The 15,325-nt window shown below is 64.4% G+C and carries 13 protein-coding genes; 7 read left to right on the top strand and 6 right to left on the bottom strand.

Annotated elements, in window-relative coordinates; translation table 11 throughout:
• Positions 1 to 29 precede the first annotated feature (29 nt).
• The 3 genes from FBZ93_RS39120 to FBZ93_RS39110 all read left to right on the top strand — a co-directional run bounded on the left by FBZ93_RS39120 (position 30) and on the right by FBZ93_RS39110 (position 4,391).
• Positions 30 to 1,202, top strand: coding sequence for a phosphoserine transaminase (locus FBZ93_RS39120; protein WP_146993042.1), 1,173 nt, complete (start codon positions 30 to 32; stop codon positions 1,200 to 1,202).
• Between the two features lie 170 nt (positions 1,203 to 1,372).
• Positions 1,373 to 2,962 (top strand): phosphoglycerate dehydrogenase, encoded by a 1,590-nt coding sequence (gene serA, locus FBZ93_RS39115; RefSeq protein WP_146993041.1) that lies wholly within the window; start codon positions 1,373 to 1,375, stop codon positions 2,960 to 2,962.
• Between the two features lie 256 nt (positions 2,963 to 3,218).
• Positions 3,219 to 4,391: a thiolase family protein gene (locus FBZ93_RS39110; RefSeq protein WP_146993040.1), complete on the top strand. Its 1,173-nt coding sequence runs from the start codon at positions 3,219 to 3,221 to the stop codon at positions 4,389 to 4,391.
• A gap of 73 nt (positions 4,392 to 4,464) precedes the next feature.
• Here the strand turns inward: FBZ93_RS39110 and FBZ93_RS39105 are convergent, their stop codons facing one another.
• Complete coding sequence (locus FBZ93_RS39105; RefSeq protein ID WP_246667839.1) at positions 4,465 to 4,923, bottom strand: MarR family winged helix-turn-helix transcriptional regulator; 459 nt, start codon at positions 4,921 to 4,923, stop codon at positions 4,465 to 4,467.
• Positions 4,924 to 5,004: 81 nt separating this feature from the next.
• On the opposite strand from FBZ93_RS39105, the gene FBZ93_RS39100 reads away from it, so the two are divergent.
• The 3 genes from FBZ93_RS39100 to FBZ93_RS39090 all read left to right on the top strand — a co-directional run bounded on the left by FBZ93_RS39100 (position 5,005) and on the right by FBZ93_RS39090 (position 9,215).
• Positions 5,005 to 6,438 carry an MFS transporter gene (locus FBZ93_RS39100; RefSeq protein WP_146993039.1) on the top strand — a complete coding sequence of 478 codons (1,434 nt, stop codon included), beginning with the start codon at positions 5,005 to 5,007 and terminating at the stop codon, positions 6,436 to 6,438.
• 189 nt (positions 6,439 to 6,627) lie between these two features.
• Positions 6,628 to 8,295 (top strand): mucoidy inhibitor MuiA family protein, encoded by a 1,668-nt coding sequence (locus FBZ93_RS39095; RefSeq protein WP_146993038.1) that lies wholly within the window; start codon positions 6,628 to 6,630, stop codon positions 8,293 to 8,295.
• Between the two features lie 83 nt (positions 8,296 to 8,378).
• Complete coding sequence (locus FBZ93_RS39090) at positions 8,379 to 9,215, top strand: enoyl-CoA hydratase-related protein (protein WP_146993037.1); 837 nt, start codon at positions 8,379 to 8,381, stop codon at positions 9,213 to 9,215.
• Between the two features lie 20 nt (positions 9,216 to 9,235).
• Here FBZ93_RS39090 and FBZ93_RS39085 read toward each other — a convergent pair whose 3' ends face one another.
• Together FBZ93_RS39085 and FBZ93_RS39075 are read right to left on the bottom strand one after the other, a co-directional pair.
• Complete coding sequence (locus FBZ93_RS39085) at positions 9,236 to 9,679, bottom strand: hypothetical protein (protein ID WP_146993036.1); 444 nt, start codon at positions 9,677 to 9,679, stop codon at positions 9,236 to 9,238.
• Between the two features lie 286 nt (positions 9,680 to 9,965).
• Positions 9,966 to 11,318: an esterase-like activity of phytase family protein gene (locus tag FBZ93_RS39075; protein WP_146993034.1), complete on the bottom strand. Its 1,353-nt coding sequence runs from the start codon at positions 11,316 to 11,318 to the stop codon at positions 9,966 to 9,968.
• Positions 11,319 to 11,573: 255 nt separating this feature from the next.
• Between FBZ93_RS39075 and FBZ93_RS39070 the strand changes: the two genes are divergently transcribed.
• Complete coding sequence (locus FBZ93_RS39070; RefSeq protein ID WP_146993033.1) at positions 11,574 to 11,906, top strand: antibiotic biosynthesis monooxygenase family protein; 333 nt, start codon at positions 11,574 to 11,576, stop codon at positions 11,904 to 11,906.
• Between the two features lie 24 nt (positions 11,907 to 11,930).
• On the opposite strand, the gene FBZ93_RS39065 is transcribed toward FBZ93_RS39070, so the two are convergent.
• The 3 genes from FBZ93_RS39065 to FBZ93_RS39055 form a co-directional block, all read right to left on the bottom strand.
• Positions 11,931 to 12,773: a carbohydrate ABC transporter permease gene (locus FBZ93_RS39065; RefSeq protein ID WP_371818069.1), complete on the bottom strand. Its 843-nt coding sequence runs from the start codon at positions 12,771 to 12,773 to the stop codon at positions 11,931 to 11,933.
• A gap of 43 nt (positions 12,774 to 12,816) precedes the next feature.
• Entirely contained in the window at positions 12,817 to 13,773 is a 957-nt protein-coding gene (locus FBZ93_RS39060; RefSeq protein ID WP_146993032.1) for a carbohydrate ABC transporter permease, read from the bottom strand.
• 132 nt (positions 13,774 to 13,905) lie between these two features.
• Positions 13,906 to 15,252 (bottom strand): ABC transporter substrate-binding protein, encoded by a 1,347-nt coding sequence (locus tag FBZ93_RS39055; protein ID WP_146993031.1) that lies wholly within the window; start codon positions 15,250 to 15,252, stop codon positions 13,906 to 13,908.
• Positions 15,253 to 15,325: the final 73 nt, after the last annotated feature.

Below are 15,325 nucleotides of genomic sequence, written 5' to 3'. Positions count from 1 at the left end.
CGAGAGGCAGCTATCTGGAAGGGTAGATTATGACTGCAGCGAAGCCCGCTTCGCGGCCCAACGTGCCGCATTTCTCCTCCGGCCCCTGCGCCAAGCGCCCCGGCTGGAACCCCAACAATCTCAAGGATGCCGCCCTCGGCCGTTCGCACCGTGCGAAGGTCGGCAAGGCCAAGCTCAAGCTCGCGATCGAACTGACGCGCGAAGTGCTTGAAGTGCCTGCGGACTACAAGATCGGCATCGTGCCGGCGTCGGACACCGGCGCGGTCGAGATGGCGCTGTGGTCGCTGCTTGGTGCGCGACCCGTCACCACGCTCGCCTGGGAATCCTTCGGCGAGGGCTGGGTCAGCGACATCGTCAAGGAATTGAAGCTGAAGGACGTCACCAAGCTGAACGCGGCTTACGGTGAAATCCCCGATCTCTCCAAGGTCGATCCTGCCTCCGACGTCGTCTTCACCTGGAACGGCACCACCTCAGGCGTGCGCGTGCCGAACGCCGACTGGATCAGCGCAACCCGTGAAGGCCTCACGATTTGCGACGCGACCTCGGCCGCCTTCGCCCAGCCGCTCGATTTCGCCAAGCTCGATGTCGTCACCTTCTCCTGGCAGAAGGCGCTCGGCGGTGAGGCGGCGCACGGCATGCTGATCCTGTCGCCGCGTGCGGTGGAACGGCTCGAGACCTACAAGCCGGCCTGGCCGCTGCCGAAGATCTTCCGCCTCACCAAGGGCGGCAAGCTCAACCAGGGCATCTTCGAAGGCGAGACCATCAACACGCCGTCGATGCTGTGCGTCGAGGATTATCTCGACGCGCTGAGCTGGGCGAAGTCGATCGGCGGCCTGAAGGCCCTGATCGCGCGCGCCGACGCCAACACCAAGGCGCTCGCCGACTGGAAGGCGCGGACGCCCTGGATCGACTTCCTGGCCAAGGATCCCGCGATCCGTTCCAACACCTCGGTGTGCCTGAAGTTCACCGATCCCGCGATCACCTCGCTTCCATCAGATGCGCAGGCCGACTTCTGCAAGAAGCTGGTCGCGCTGGTGGAGAAGGAGAACGCCGGCTTCGACTTCGCGTATTACCGCGATGCGCCGGCAGGCCTGCGGATCTGGTGCGGCGCCACCGTCGAGGCAAAGGACGTCGAACTGCTGACGCAGTGGATCGACTGGGCCTTCGCCGAGACCAAGGCGGCGCTGCCCAAGGCTGCTTAAAGAGGCGGCCTGGGCCGCCTCGCGTCATTCATCATCGTTATGGCCGGGCTAAAGCGCGAAGCGCGTCTTCGTTAGTTGACCCGGCCAACTATCGCGCAGAGTGGCCGAGCGGGCTTCGTGCCCGCGGCCGTCGTGTATTCAAACGCATCGTTCAGCAACGGATCATTCCGATGACAAAACCCAAGGTTCTCATTTCCGACGCGCTGTCCCCGGCTGCCGTGCAGATCTTCAAGGATCGCGGCGTCGAGGTCGACTTCCAGCCCAACCTCGGCAAGGACAAGGACAAGCTCGCCGAGATCATCGGCAACTATGATGGCCTTGCGATCCGCTCGGCCACCAAGGCGACCGCCAAGATCATCGAGAAGGCGACCAAGCTCAAGGTGATCGGCCGCGCCGGCATCGGCGTCGACAATGTCGAGATCCCGGCCGCGACCGCCAAGGGCATCATCGTGATGAACACGCCGTTCGGCAATTCGATCACGACCGCCGAGCATGCCATCACCTTGATGCTGGCGCTGGCGCGCGAGATCCCGCAGGCCGACGCCTCGACCCAGGCCGGCAAGTGGGAGAAGAACCGCTTCATGGGCGTCGAGATCACCGCAAAGACGCTCGGGGTGATCGGCTGCGGCAATATCGGCTCGATCGTCGCCGACCGCGCGCTCGGCCTGCGCATGAAGGTGATCGCGTTCGATCCGTTCCTGTCGCCCGAACGCGCCAAGGACATCGGTGTCGAGAAGGTCGAGCTCGATGACCTGCTGAAGCGCGCCGATTTCATCACGCTGCACACGCCGTTGACCGAGAAGACCCGCAACGTGATCGACGCGGCCGCGATCGCCAAGATGAAGAAGGGCGTGCGCATCGTCAACTGCGCCCGCGGCGGGCTGGTCGACGAGCAGGCACTGGTCGATGCGCTGAATTCCAAGCATGTCGCGGGCGCCGCCTTCGACGTGTTCGTCGAGGAGCCGGCCACGACGAACGTGCTGTTCGGTCATCCCAACGTGATCTGCACCCCGCATCTCGGCGCCTCCACCACCGAGGCGCAGGAGAACGTTGCGCTGCAGGTCGCCGAGCAGATGTCGGACTATCTGCTGTCGGGCGCGATCTCGAACGCGGTCAACTTCCCGTCGATCACGGCGGAAGAGGCGCCGAAGCTGAAGCCGTTCATCGAGCTCGCCGAGAAGCTCGGCTCGTTCGCCGGCCAGCTCACCGAGAGCGGCATCCTCAAGACCACGATCACCTATGAGGGCCACGTCGCCGAGATGAAGATCAAGGCGATCACCTCCGCGGTGCTGTCCGGCCTGCTGCGGCCGATGCTGGGCGAGGTCAACGTGGTCTCGGCGCCTGTCGTCGCCAAGGAGCGCGGCATGGTGGTGGACGAGGTCGTCCGCGCCGCGCAGAGCGACTATGAAAGCCTGATCACGGTCACCGTCGCGACCGAGCGCCAGGAGCGTTCGGTGTCCGGCACCGTCTATGCCGACGGCAAGCCGCGTCTCGTCGATATCAAGGGCATCCGCGTCGACGCCGAATTCGGCAAGTCTATGATCTACGTGACCAACGAAGACAAGCCGGGCTTCATCGGCGCGTTCGCGAGCTTGCTCGGTGATGCCAAGATCAACATCGCGACTTTCCATCTCGGCCGCGTCAAGCAGGGCGGCGACGCCATTGCGCTGGTCGAGGTCGACGGCGCGGTGCCGGCGGAGCTGCTCGCCAAGGTGCAATCGCTGCCGCAGGTGAAACAGGCCAAAGCGCTCACGTTCTAAGGCGCTGACGTTCTAAGAAGACGTTTCAAACGCTGTTTGAGCGGCTCTTCGTCGCCCGGGATGTGCCGGGCATGACGAGGGAAGATACCGTTCAAGCATAGACAAATTCCGATCTGCGGAACATGACGCCGTCTCCGGCCCCGGAGGCGGCGTTTGTCGTTCCAGAGCCTCCGGTATTGCTGTTGCGCCGCACGAAAAATGTGTACGAACGGGCCACGACGCGCCACAATGACCGTCATCTCAGAGGGAGAAAACAATGCGTGAAGCCGTAATCGTTTCCTACGCGCGCACCGGCCTGGCGAAGTCCGGCCGTGGCGGATTCAACATCACCCCGCCGATGTCGCTCGCCGCGCACGCCATCAAGCACGCGGTCGATCGCGCCGGCGTCGACAAGGATTATGTCGAGGACTGCTATCTCGGCAATTGCGCGCATGGCGCGCCGAACATCGGCCGCCAGGCCGCGCTGCTCGCCGGCCTGCCGAAGTCGACCGCGGGCGTCTCCGTGAACCGCTTCTGCTCGTCGGGCCTGCAGACCATCGCGATGGCTGCCAATTCCATTCGTTCGGATGGCTCCGATTGCATCGTCGCCGGCGGCGTCGAGAGCATCTCGATTCCCGGCGGCGGCTCGCCGAAGGAATCGATCGATCCGGATCTGCTCAAGACCGCGCCCGACATCTTCATGGCGATGATCGACACCGCCGACATCGTCGCCGAGCGCTACAAGCTCAGCCGTGAATACCAGGACGAGTATTCGCTGGAGTCGCAGCGCCGCATGGCTGCCGCGCAGCAGGCCAACAAGTTCAAGGACGAAATCGTCCCCATGAAGACCAAGATGAAGGTGGTCGACAAGGCGACCAAGGCCGAGTCGATCGTCGACTACGTGGTCGATCGCGACGAGTGCAACCGCCCCGAGACCACGCTGGAAGGCCTTGCCAAGCTCGAGCCGGTCAAGGGCCCGGGCAAGTTCGTCACCGCCGGCAATGCCAGCCAGCTGTCCGACGGCGCCGCCGCCGTGGTGCTGATGGAAGCCAAGGACGCCGAGAAGCGCGGCCTCAACCCGCTCGGCCGCTTTGTCGCCTGGGCCTCGGCCGGCTGTGAGCCCGACGAGATGGGCATCGGTCCGGTGTTTGCCGTGCCGAAGCTGCTCAAGCGCCACGGCCTGAAGGTCGACGACATCGACCTCTGGGAGCTCAACGAGGCGTTCGCCAGCCAGTGCCTCTATTCGCGCGACCAGCTCGGCATCGATCCCGAGAAGTACAATGTCAACGGCGGCTCGATCGCGATCGGTCATCCGTTCGGCATGACCGGCGCCCGGCTCACCGGCCACCTCTTGCAGGAAGGCCGCCGCCGCAAGGCCAAGTGGGGCGTCGTGACCATGTGCATCGGCGGTGGTCAGGGCGGCGCAGGCCTGTTCGAGATCTACAGCTGAGCGCGATCGATACTGATTGCATGAGAACGAGCGGTCCGGCGGTGACGCCGGGCCGCTTTTCATTTGAAGTCGATCAAGGCGCCGGCAGATCCGCCGCGCGCTCACCGAATTCGAGCGCGGCGACCAGTTCGAGCGTCTGCCTCAGATCTGCGGCCTGCCTGGCGCCAAACGCCGTCTCGAAGCGCTCCTGCGCCTCGAGCCAGGCGGCCCGCGACTCATCGAGCCTCGCTTCGCCGCGTTTGGTCAGCCGCACCAGCCGGCTGCGGCGGTCATTCTTGTCGACGTTGATGGTCAAAAGGCCGTCGCGCTCCAGCGGCTTGAGGTTGTGGTTCAGCGCGGTGCGGTCGAGCACCAGGGCGGCGGCAAGCTCGCCCATCGTCGGTGCACCCGAGCGTTTGACATAGACCAGAATGGCCCGTTGCGTGCCGCGCAGCCCTGATGTCGCAAGGATTTGATCGTATAGCTGCGACACGCGCCGCGTCGCCTTGCGCAACGCCGTGAGATTGCACCGGCTGGTTTCCATCTTCGCCATCACTGCCTCCAACACGCTTGACATATACATGCATATGCACCTAATAGCAATAGATGCATATGCACATATATGGAGGATGCGATGTCGGAGATCGAGGCGGAGACGATCGGGCTGGCTATCCGAACTGACGCGCGGCCGCGGGTTCGGGTCGCAACGGCCTCACCGCGTCAGGTACTCGCGATCGTATCGGTCGGCATCTGCCTCGCAAATCTCGACCTGTTCATCGTCAATGTCGGGCTGCCGAACATCGCGCAGGAATTCCGCGGCGCCTCGCTCGAGGATCTGTCCTGGATCCTCAACGGCTATGCAATCGGCTATGCGGCGCTGTTAGTGTTTTTCGGCCGTCTGGCGGAGCGCCACAGCCGCAATCTGAGCTTTCTGCTCGGCGTTGCGCTGTTCACGGCGGCGTCGGCGGCCTGCGCGCTTGCGCCTAACGTCGAATTGCTGGTCGTGGCCCGCGTCGCGCAGGCCGCCGGTGCTGCGTTGATGACCCCGACCTCGATCGGCCTGCTGCTGGCGTCGTTTCCGCCCGACCAGCGGGCAGGTGCGGTCCGGACCTGGACGGCGATCGGCGGACTTGCGGCCGCGCTCGGGCCGCTGGCAGGCGGCGTGCTGGTCACTTTCGACTGGCGCTGGATCTTCATCGTCAATGTCCCGATCGGCGTCGTCGCACTGATCATCGGCTGGCTCAAACTGCCCGAGGTGCCCGGCCACGACGTGCCGCGTCCGAGCTGGTGGGCGGCGCTGCTGGTGACTTCCGGCATCGGTGCGTTGACATTCGGAATCGTGAAGGCGAATGACTGGGGATGGAGCTCGCGCGGCGTCATGCTCGGCTTTGCCGTCGCGGGCCTCTCGCTCGCCGCCTTCGCGTGGCACTGTCTTCGTTCGAAGAACCCGTTCGTCGATCCCGCACTGTTTACGGTCAGGCCGTTTACCGGCGCGACGCTGGTCATGGCGCCTTACTCCGCGGCTTTCGGCGCGATGCTGTTGTCGGTGGCGTTGTGGGAGCAGACCGTGTGGGGGTGGTCGGCCCTGAAGACCGGCCTTGCGATCGCGCCGGGTCCGCTGCTTGTCCCGTTCACGTCTCTGTTGTTCGCCGGTCGCCTGATCGCGCGGTTTGGTGCGGCCGCCGTCGTATCCGCCGGCATCATGTCGTTCGCGGGCGGCCTCTTGATCTGGGCAACGCTGCTTGGTGCAGACCCCAACATGCCTGCTTTTGTGGTCGGCATGATGCTCACGGGTGTCGGCGTCGGGTTGACCTTTCCGACCCTCATGGGCGTCGGCGCCGGCTCGCTGCCGCCGTCGTCGTTCGCAACCGGCTCCGGCATCATCAACATGATCCGGCAGGCGGCGCTGGCGATCGGCGTCGCGATCTTTGTGGCAATCCTGGCTACGCCGGCCACAATGGCTGACAGGATCGCGGCATTCCAGCGCGGCTGGTGGATCATGATCGCGATCACCATTGCCGGCTTCGTGCCGAATTACCTGTTCATCCGGCGCAGATCGGATCGCTAGCGCCCGAAAACATCGCTGCGCCATCCGGCAGCCGCGGCGGCGCCATGCTCGCGCCGCAAGGAAACCTCACCGAAACCTCAATCGAACCAGTCCCTTCCTCGCTGCGTCTCACCACCAGAAACGGCGCGCCTTGAGCCCGGCGCGCGGTTCGTCTCGCGCGCGATGCGATGTTTCCCGGAGGGATGTGTGATGCGAAAGATTGCGAATTGTCTTGTGACCTCCAGCCTGGTGCTGGCGGGAGCGCTGGTTGCCGGGCCGCTGCATGCGGCCAATCTCGACGCGGCGTCGCAGGTCGACACCGTGACCGTCTATCCCGATGGCGCGAGTGTCACCCGCGTCATCACGCTGGATCTGCCCGCCGGCGACAACACGCTCGTCGCAAAGGATTTCCCGATGGGCCTCGATCCGACCTCGCTGCGGGTCGAAGGCGAGGCGGGCGACCGGCTGACGATCGGGGCCATCGACGCGCGGCCGCCGCGCCCGGTGCCGCCGGCCAACTTGCCTGACATCGACAAGCGGATCGAGGCGCTCAGGGATCAGCGCGAGGATCTGCAGGGGATCATCACCGCGGCCGAGGCACGGCGCAAATTCGCCGAGCATTTTGCCGAGGCCTCGCCGGTCGGCATCGGCGAGAAGGGCGAGGCGCGTCCGGTGAGCGAGTGGCGTGCCGCGTTCTCGGCGGTCGGGGGCGAGGTCGCGACCGCCGACAATGCGATCCGCGACGCCGCGCGCAAGCAGCGCGACATCGATCGCGAGATCGCGCGGCTTGACGCCGATCGCGCCGCCAAGCCGCCGAGCAAGCTCGAGGTGCGGATCGAGCTCGCCTCCGCCGCCGCGACCCGCGCGACATTGCGGGTGACCTACGCGGTGCGCAATGCGCGCTGGATGCCGATTTACGACGCCCGTCTCGACACCGGCGCAAAGGATCGCAAGCCGGCGATCGAACTGGTGCGCCGTGCCGAGATCACCCAGTCGACCGGCGAGGATTGGTCGAACGTGGCGCTCGTCGTCTCCACCGTGCGCGTCGCCCGCGGCGGCAACGCGCCCGATCTCAATCCGCTGGTCGTGCGATATCCGCTGCCGCCGCGGCCGTTGGCTGCGGGCCGAGCGTTCGACAGCGTGCAACAGCCCTCGGCGCTGATGCCCGCACCGGCTGCGCCGCCGATGGAGCAGCATCTGTCCAAGCAGGCCGAGGAGCGGGATGCCACAGCCGAGGTCGGCGCCTTCCAGGCCACCTTCAAAATCCCCGGCCGCGTCAGCGTTGCCGCCAATGAAGGCGCCAAGAGCTTGCGCATCGCGACGGCGACGATCACCCCCGATCTAGCGCTTCGCGCCGTCCCGGTGCTCGATCCGACCGCGTTCCTGGAGGCGAGCTTCGTGCAGGCCGACGACGCGCCGCTGCTGCCGGGGCAGGTCTCGATCTACCGCGACGGCATCTTTGTCGGCCGCAGCCGGATGGCCACCGCCGCCAAGGACGAGACGGTGCGGCTCGGCTTCGGTGCCGACGACAAGGTCAAGATCGAGCGCACGGTGGTGAAGCGCAACGAGGGCTCCGCGGGCCTGATCGTGACGACGTCGAAGACCGACGAGCGCGCGTTCAAGACCACGGTTCGCAACGGCCACGACTTCCCGATCAAGGTCGCGATCCAGGATCAGCTCCCGGTCAGCGAGAACGACGACATCGTCGTCGAGATGCTGCCGTCGTCGACGCCTGCGACCACCACCAATTTGCGCGACAAGCGTGGCGTGCTGGAATGGGCGTTCGAGGCCAAGGCCGGCGAAGTCCGTGACGTCAATTTCGCCTGGCGGATGCGCTGGCCGAAGGACAAGGGCGTCGTGATGGTGCCGGCCGGCTGACCTGCGCTGGCAGCCGGTGACTTCACTCTCGATCTCGGGCATCACTTTGCCAAGGGCAAAAATGCCTGAGATCGGGAGGATCCATGAGCTACCAGCACATCATCGTCGATGATCCGCGTCCGCGCGTCCGCCGTATCACGCTGAACCGCCCCGAGAAGCGCAACGCGCTCAACAACCGCCTGCGCGGCGAGATCTTCGAGGTGTTGGAGCAGGCCGATCGCGATCCCGAGATTTCGATCTCGATCCTGCGTGGCGCGGGGCCGTGCTTCTCGGCGGGCTATGACCTGTCCGCCGACAACCGCGTCGACCAGCCCTATCATTCGGCATCCGGCCCCGGCCAATGGTCGCGCCATGTCGTCGAGGGCTGGTTCTCGATCTGGGATCTCGCCAAGCCCGTGATCGCGCAGGTGCACGGCTATTGCCTCGCCGGCGGCACCGAGCTCGCGACCGCCTGCGATGTGGTCTATGTCGCCGACGATGCCCAGATCGGCTACCCGCCGGTGCGGCTGATGAGCCCGCCCGACATGCAGTATCACCCTTGGCTGGTCGGCATGCGCCGCGCCATGGAATTGATGCTGACCGGCGATGCGATGTCCGGACACGAGGCCGCCGAATGGGGTTACGCGACCCGGTCGTTTCCGCTCGTTGAACTCGAGGCGAAGACGCTGGACTTTGCCGAGCGCGCGGCGAAGGTGCCGATCGAGCTGCAGCAGCTCAACAAGCGCAGCGTGCATCGCGCGATGGAGATCATGGGCGCCCGCGCCGCGATGCGCGCCGGCACCGAGATCCAAGCGCTGGCCTTCACGACCGAGGCGAGCAGGGCTTACATGGCCGGCTTCCGCCGCGACGGCGGTAGCGTGAAGGCCCAGCTCGACCAGCGCGACACCACGTTCGGGGATTATCGAACAAAGAAGGAATGACGCTTGCCGGCGGACGCCGGCTAGAAACCCGCGTCCTCCTCCAGCCATTGCTGGTTGTCCCAGTGCGCGCGACGGCCGACGACATACTCGCGAACATCGTCCATGAAGCGCACCTTGCTGGCCAGTGCCCCGATGAAAGCCGCGATCACCGCGATCCAGGGCCATAGATGCGCGAGCAGGGAGGCGGGGATTTGATTGACGAACCCCGCCTGCAGCGCACTGGTTACCAGATAAGCCAACACGCCCCAAGCAACGGCCAACATTGTCGCCACGACCTCATAAGTGTTTTGATGAAATTTCACCAGTCGCCTCATCAAGCATAGGTAAGCAAAGTAGACGATCGCGCCGAGAAGCAAGGCGACGAGCCCCGGCGGAAGCCCCCAGCTTTGGTCCCAGGTCAGATATGCAATGAAGCCCGCGGCGATCAGCGCCTCAATATAGGTTAGCGTGGATTTCTCTCGCATGATTTGCCCCGACCGATTCAAGTATCGGCCGAGGCTAGCATCATCTAGCGCGGTGCTAGAAGTGTATTTGTAAAGCAACCTTTGGATTGGCTTGATCTGACGAACGGGCGCTCGCCGGTGCGAGGAGGACCGGACCCAGCTCCCGCAAATTTCGCTGTCATGCCCGCCTTGAGCGGGGGCATCCAGTACGCCGCGGCCTATCCGTTGAACCCGAAGGCCTCTGGAATACCGGGTCGCCCGGTCAAGCCGGGCGACGACACTGTTGGGTGTAGCGCGAGCAACAGCCTTACTTCGCCTTCAGGAAGTCGCCGACTTCGAGCAGCACGAACTCGTCGTCATCGGCCTTGTTCGGGTCGCGGCTCGAGGAGAACGGCAGGTTGTTGTCGTTGCCGACGATGATGTGGGTCTCGTCGACCCGGTCGACATTCTCGATGGTGAAGAACGGGAAGGTGTAGACGCCGTCGTTGAGCGGCTTGCGTGCCTTCTTGTTCGGATCGCGGATCTTCATCAGGTCGATATAGGCGATCTTGCGCACCGGCTTGCCGACATTGGCGTCGGAGAGTTCGATCTTGTAGACGCGCTTGAACTTGGCGAGATCAGGGAAGCAGTTCTCGCCGCGCTGGCCTTGCGGGCAGGCCTTGTCGGCGGTGCCCTCGCCATTGTCGCGCTCGATCACGAGGCCCTGGGTCGGATCGATCATGTTGAAGTCGCCGATCGCATTGCCGTTCTGCTCGAACACATACTGCCAGTAGCGTCCGGTGAACTTCTCCGTGGCGACGTCGAATTCGAGGATGCGCGAGGCTTCCTTGCCGTCGACCTTCTCCCAATCCTTCTTGTCGGCATCCCACAGCGGCCCTTCGAGCAGGCCGTACAGGAATTTGCCGTCCTTGGAGGAGGCGAAGCCCTCATAGCCCTTGGAGCGGCGCAGATTGACGTTGGTGTAGGAGGCACCGGGCGCGCCGGGTGACTGCACCGCCCAGTGATCCGGCGAACGCACCGGTTTGCCGTCGGCGACCGTCTCGAACACGGCGAGGATCTTGCCGGTCTTGTCGGCCTTCAGGATATAGGGCCCGAACTCGTCGCCGATCCAGAACGTGTCGTTGATGATCTGGAAGCCTTCAGTGTCGAAGTCGGCGCCGGTGAGGTAACGCTTGGCGGTGTCCTCATGCACGATGCGGAACGGCACCTTCTTGTCGGGATCGTGCAGGAACACGGTCTCCTGGCGTTCGATCTTGCCGCCCGTCCAGTCCATCTTGTAGCGGTTCAGATACAACATCGAGTCCGCCGAGTTGTAGCGCGAGCCCATGCCGTTGTCGGTGATCACCCAGAACGTGCCGTCGGGCATCATCTTGATGCCGGAATGGCCCTGCAGCGGCTGGCCCTTGAACGGCAGCGACACGCCGGTCGGCCGCTCATAGGACTTGCCCATCACGGTGCCGATCGCATCGACGCGCTTGCCGGTGGTGTACTTGCCCGAGGTCTTGAGGTCTGCCGGCGCATCGGCTGGAGCATCGATGAAGCTCTCCGCCGGCATCACGGCGTGTCCTGCCAGCGTCGCCGGAAATTCGCCCTCGCTCTGCGCGAACGCCGATGTGGCGAGCAGGATCGAGGCGACGGAACAGAGCAGGGACAGGCGCATGGTTGATCTCCCAAACGATAAACGATGCGGTGTTCTCCGAGGCGCCCGTTACAGCCGGCTGACAGTTTTGTGAATCCGGCGTGTTGCGGCGGGATAAGGCTTGCGGCGTTAGGTCGCCTCGATCCGTCGCGCCCGACCCTGTCTCCGCCTTCACCGAAGCTGCTGCCCCCGGCGCGGCCCCTCGTTTATGATATCAATGAGATCAACCGGCAGGGGCGCCGGCGGGCATCCGCCGCCAAACAGGAGAAGGTTTTCATGTTCATCGCAATGAACCGGTTTCAGGTGATCAGGGGCAAGGAGCAGGCGTTCGAGACGGTCTGGAACACGCGCGATTCCTATCTCAGCGAGGTTCCGGGCTTCATCGAATTTCAACTGGTCAGGGGTCCCGAGGCCGAGGACCACACGCTGTATGCGACCCATACAGTGTGGGCCAGCAAGACCGCGTTCGAGGACTGGACCAGGTCGGATGCGTTCCGCCGCGCCCATTCGCGCGCCGGCAACGAGACCGGCGGCAGCCTCTATCTCGGCCACCCGAAGTTCGAGGGGTTTGCTGTGCTGATCACCGAGCGGGCGAAGACCGTCGCGTGACGGAGGCCTTCACCGCAAGCTCAGCTACTCCTTCACCGCGCCGGTCAGCGACGATACGTAGTAGTCGACGAACAGCGAGTAGAACAGCGCGACCGGCAGCGAGCCGAGCAGCGAGCCGGCCATCAGCGCGCCCCATTGGTAGACGTCGCCGGTGACAAGCTCGGTCAGGATTGCGACCGGCACGGTCTTGTTGGCGCCGCTCTGGATGAAGGCGAGTGCGTAGATGAACTCGTTCCAGGACAGCGTGAAGGAGAAGATGCCGGCCGAGATCAGGCCGGGCACCGCGAGCGGCAGCGTGATCCGCCACAGGATCTGCAGCCGCGTCGCGCCGTCGACCAGCGCGCATTCCTCGAGCTCGTAGGGGATCGACTTGAAATAGCCGATCAAGAGCCAGGTGCAGAACGGCACCAGGAAGGTCGGATAGACCAGGATCAGCGCCAGCGGTGAATCGAACAGGCCGAACTGCACGATCACGGTGGCGAGCGGAATGAACAGGATCGACGGCGGCACCAGATAGGCGAGGTAGATGCCGAGCCCGACATAGGGGCTGCCGCGGAAGCGCAGCCGCTCGATCGCGTAGGCGGCGAGCGTCGAGGCGAACAGCGACAGGAAGGTCGAGCCGATCGCGACCAGCATGGTGGTCTTCAGCCAGCGCGGATACGAGGTGTCGAACAGGAGATGCTTGACATGCGCGAGCGTCGGCGAGGTGATCCAGAACGGATTGTGCTCCTTGTAGTTCAAGAGCTCCGCGTTCGGTTTGAACGAGGTGATCGCCATCCAGTAGAACGGGAACAGCAGGATCAGGATGAAGCAGGCGAGCGGCAGATAGATCATCACCACGCGCCGGGCGCGGCTGTCCCACGCCATCGTGTCGGGCGTGGCGCTCGCGACGTTGGATTGGGCTGCAACGTCAGTCATTGGCTTCTCCCTGCTGCCATTTGCGGCGGGCGAGGCCGAAGTAGCTGAACAATGTCGCGAACACCAGGAACGGGATCATCGAGACCGCGATCGCCGCGCCCTCGCCGAGCTCGCCGCCGGCGATGCCGCGCTGGAACGCCAAGGTCGCAAGCAGATGGGTCGAGTTGACCGGGCCGCCGCGGGTGATGGCGTAGACCAGCTGGAAATCGGTGAAGGTGAAGATGATCGAGAACGTCATCACGATCGCCAGGATCGGCATCATCATCGGGAAGGTGATGTAGCGGAAGCGCTGCCAGGAGGTGGCGCCGTCGAGCATCGCCGCCTCATAGAGCGAAGGCGAGATGGTCTGCAGCCCGGCCAGCAGCGAGATCGCAACGAACGGGATGCCGCGCCAGATGTTGGCCGCGATCAACGAGAACCGCGCCGGCCAGGGCGAGCCGAGGAAGTCGACATTGCTGTCGCGCAGGTGCAGCACGTCGACCAGGAGATAGGAGATGATCGAGAACTGCGGATCGTAGATCCACCAGAACGCCAGGGCGGACAGCACTGTCGGCACGATCCACGGCAACAGCACGATGGCGCGGATCAGGCTCTTGAACGGGAAATGGTTGTTGAGCAAGAGCGCCAGCCAGAAGCCGAGCGCGAACTTCCCGAAGGTTGCGACCGCGGTGTAGAAGATCGAGTAGAACACCGCGTTCCACCACAGGGGATCCTTGAGCAGATACTGGAAGTTCTCCAGCCCGATATAGATGCCGCGCTGGCCGATCGTGGTGTCGGTGAAGGCGAGCCAGATGCCGAGGCCGAGCGGATAGGTGAGGAACACCAGCAGCAGGCCGATCGCGGGCGCCAGGCACATCACGATCAGGAACGGCTTGTAGTCGAACAGGCGCGCGAGCCAGCCGGGCTGGCGAAGCGTCGCGCCGCGTGAAGGAAGGGTGGTTACGGACATTGAATGCTCGTCTTGTCGTCATTGCGAGGAGCGAAGCGACGAAGCAATCCATTTCTCCTTTGTGGCGCTATGGATTGCTTCGCTTCGCTCGCAATGACGGTTGATTTAAGTTTCGCAGTTCAATGACCGCCGTCACCGGTTCTGCCGGCGGAAGTACCGCTTGGCGCGCTGCTCGGCTTCCGCGGCGGCGGCCTCGGGCGTTGCCGCATCGGTCGCAACAGAGGCGCACATCTGCACCAGCACGTAGTCGGCGGTGACGGCACCGGTCGCGGTCGAGATCGGTCCCTTGTAGCCGTTGTAATAGGCGCTTTTCATCGTCTCCTTGAAGATCGAGACCTTGGGATCGCCCGACCACACCGCAGCGTCGGCGTAGGCCGCGAGCGGCTGCGACCAGTAGCCGGAGTTGGCGTTGAGCCACGGCTCGTACTGCTCCTTCTCCAGCATGAACTGCAGGAACGCCTTCGCCGCATTGGGATACGGGCTGTGCTTGAACGCCATCGCGTTCAGGGTCAGGCCCGACATCGGCGAGGTCGACGCCAGTCCCTTCGGCAGGAACTGATGCTCGGTGTCGTCGGCCACGGCCTTGGTGGCGGGATCGTTCTTCAGCGAGAAGTACAGCGAGACGCCATTGGCGGTCAGGCCGATTTCCTGCGACGAGTAGGCGCGGTTGTTGGAGACGTCGTTCCAGGACGGCGTGCCGGCGATGAAGGTCGGATAGAGCTCCTTCAGATATTTCAGCGCGGCGATCGTCTCCTTGCTGTTGATGATGATGTTGCCTTCCTCATCCAGCAGCGCGGCGTTGTGCGACCACAACAGCCAGTTGGCGAAGCCGTTGCCGTCGCCGACCGCGTTGCCGAGCGCGAAGCCCGCCGGCTTGCCGGCCGCCTTCAATTTCTTGCAGAGCTCGAGAATGCCGGCGTGGTCTTCCGGCACCTTGTCGAAGCCGGCCGCGTTGACCAGCGACTTGCGGTAGACCAGCGGGCCGCCGGAGGCGCCGAACGGCAGGCCGATCCAGCTCTTCGACTTCGAGCGCATGCCGTAGCGCTTTGCCAGCGTGAGCCATCCGCCGTAGCGCTTGTCGAGATAATCGGCGACGTCGGTCAGTTCGATCAGCTTGTCGATATAGATATGCGGCGCGTCGCCAAAGCCGATGATGATGTCGGGGCCGGCGCCGGAGTTCGAGGTCACCGCGGTCTGTTGATTGATGTCTTCCCAGCCGACGAAGTCGACCTTGACCTCGACGCCGGTCTTGTCGGTGAAACGCTTGGCATTGGCGCGGAACACGTCTTCGTCGGCCTGCACGAAGCGCACCGGCCGCAGCATACGCAGGGTCGCGCCCTTCTCGATCGGCAGCGACGGCGCCGCCACGTCGGCAGCCTTGACCTTCGACGCCTCCTGCGCCGAAACGCCGGTGACGGCCAGTGCTGCCGCGGATGCCCCCAGCGCCAGCGCGTCGCGACGCGTGATCTCGTACTTCATGTCGTTCGCACTCCCGTTCTTATTGTTTTGCTTTGTTTCGTTGTTGTTGCTCCCCGGCGTTGGCCGCCGGTGA

This window comes from Bradyrhizobium macuxiense, from assembly GCF_007993935.1.
Classification (GTDB): Bacteria; Pseudomonadota; Alphaproteobacteria; order Rhizobiales; family Xanthobacteraceae; genus Bradyrhizobium; species Bradyrhizobium macuxiense_A.
This window is presented reverse-complemented; position numbering and strand designations above follow the sequence as displayed.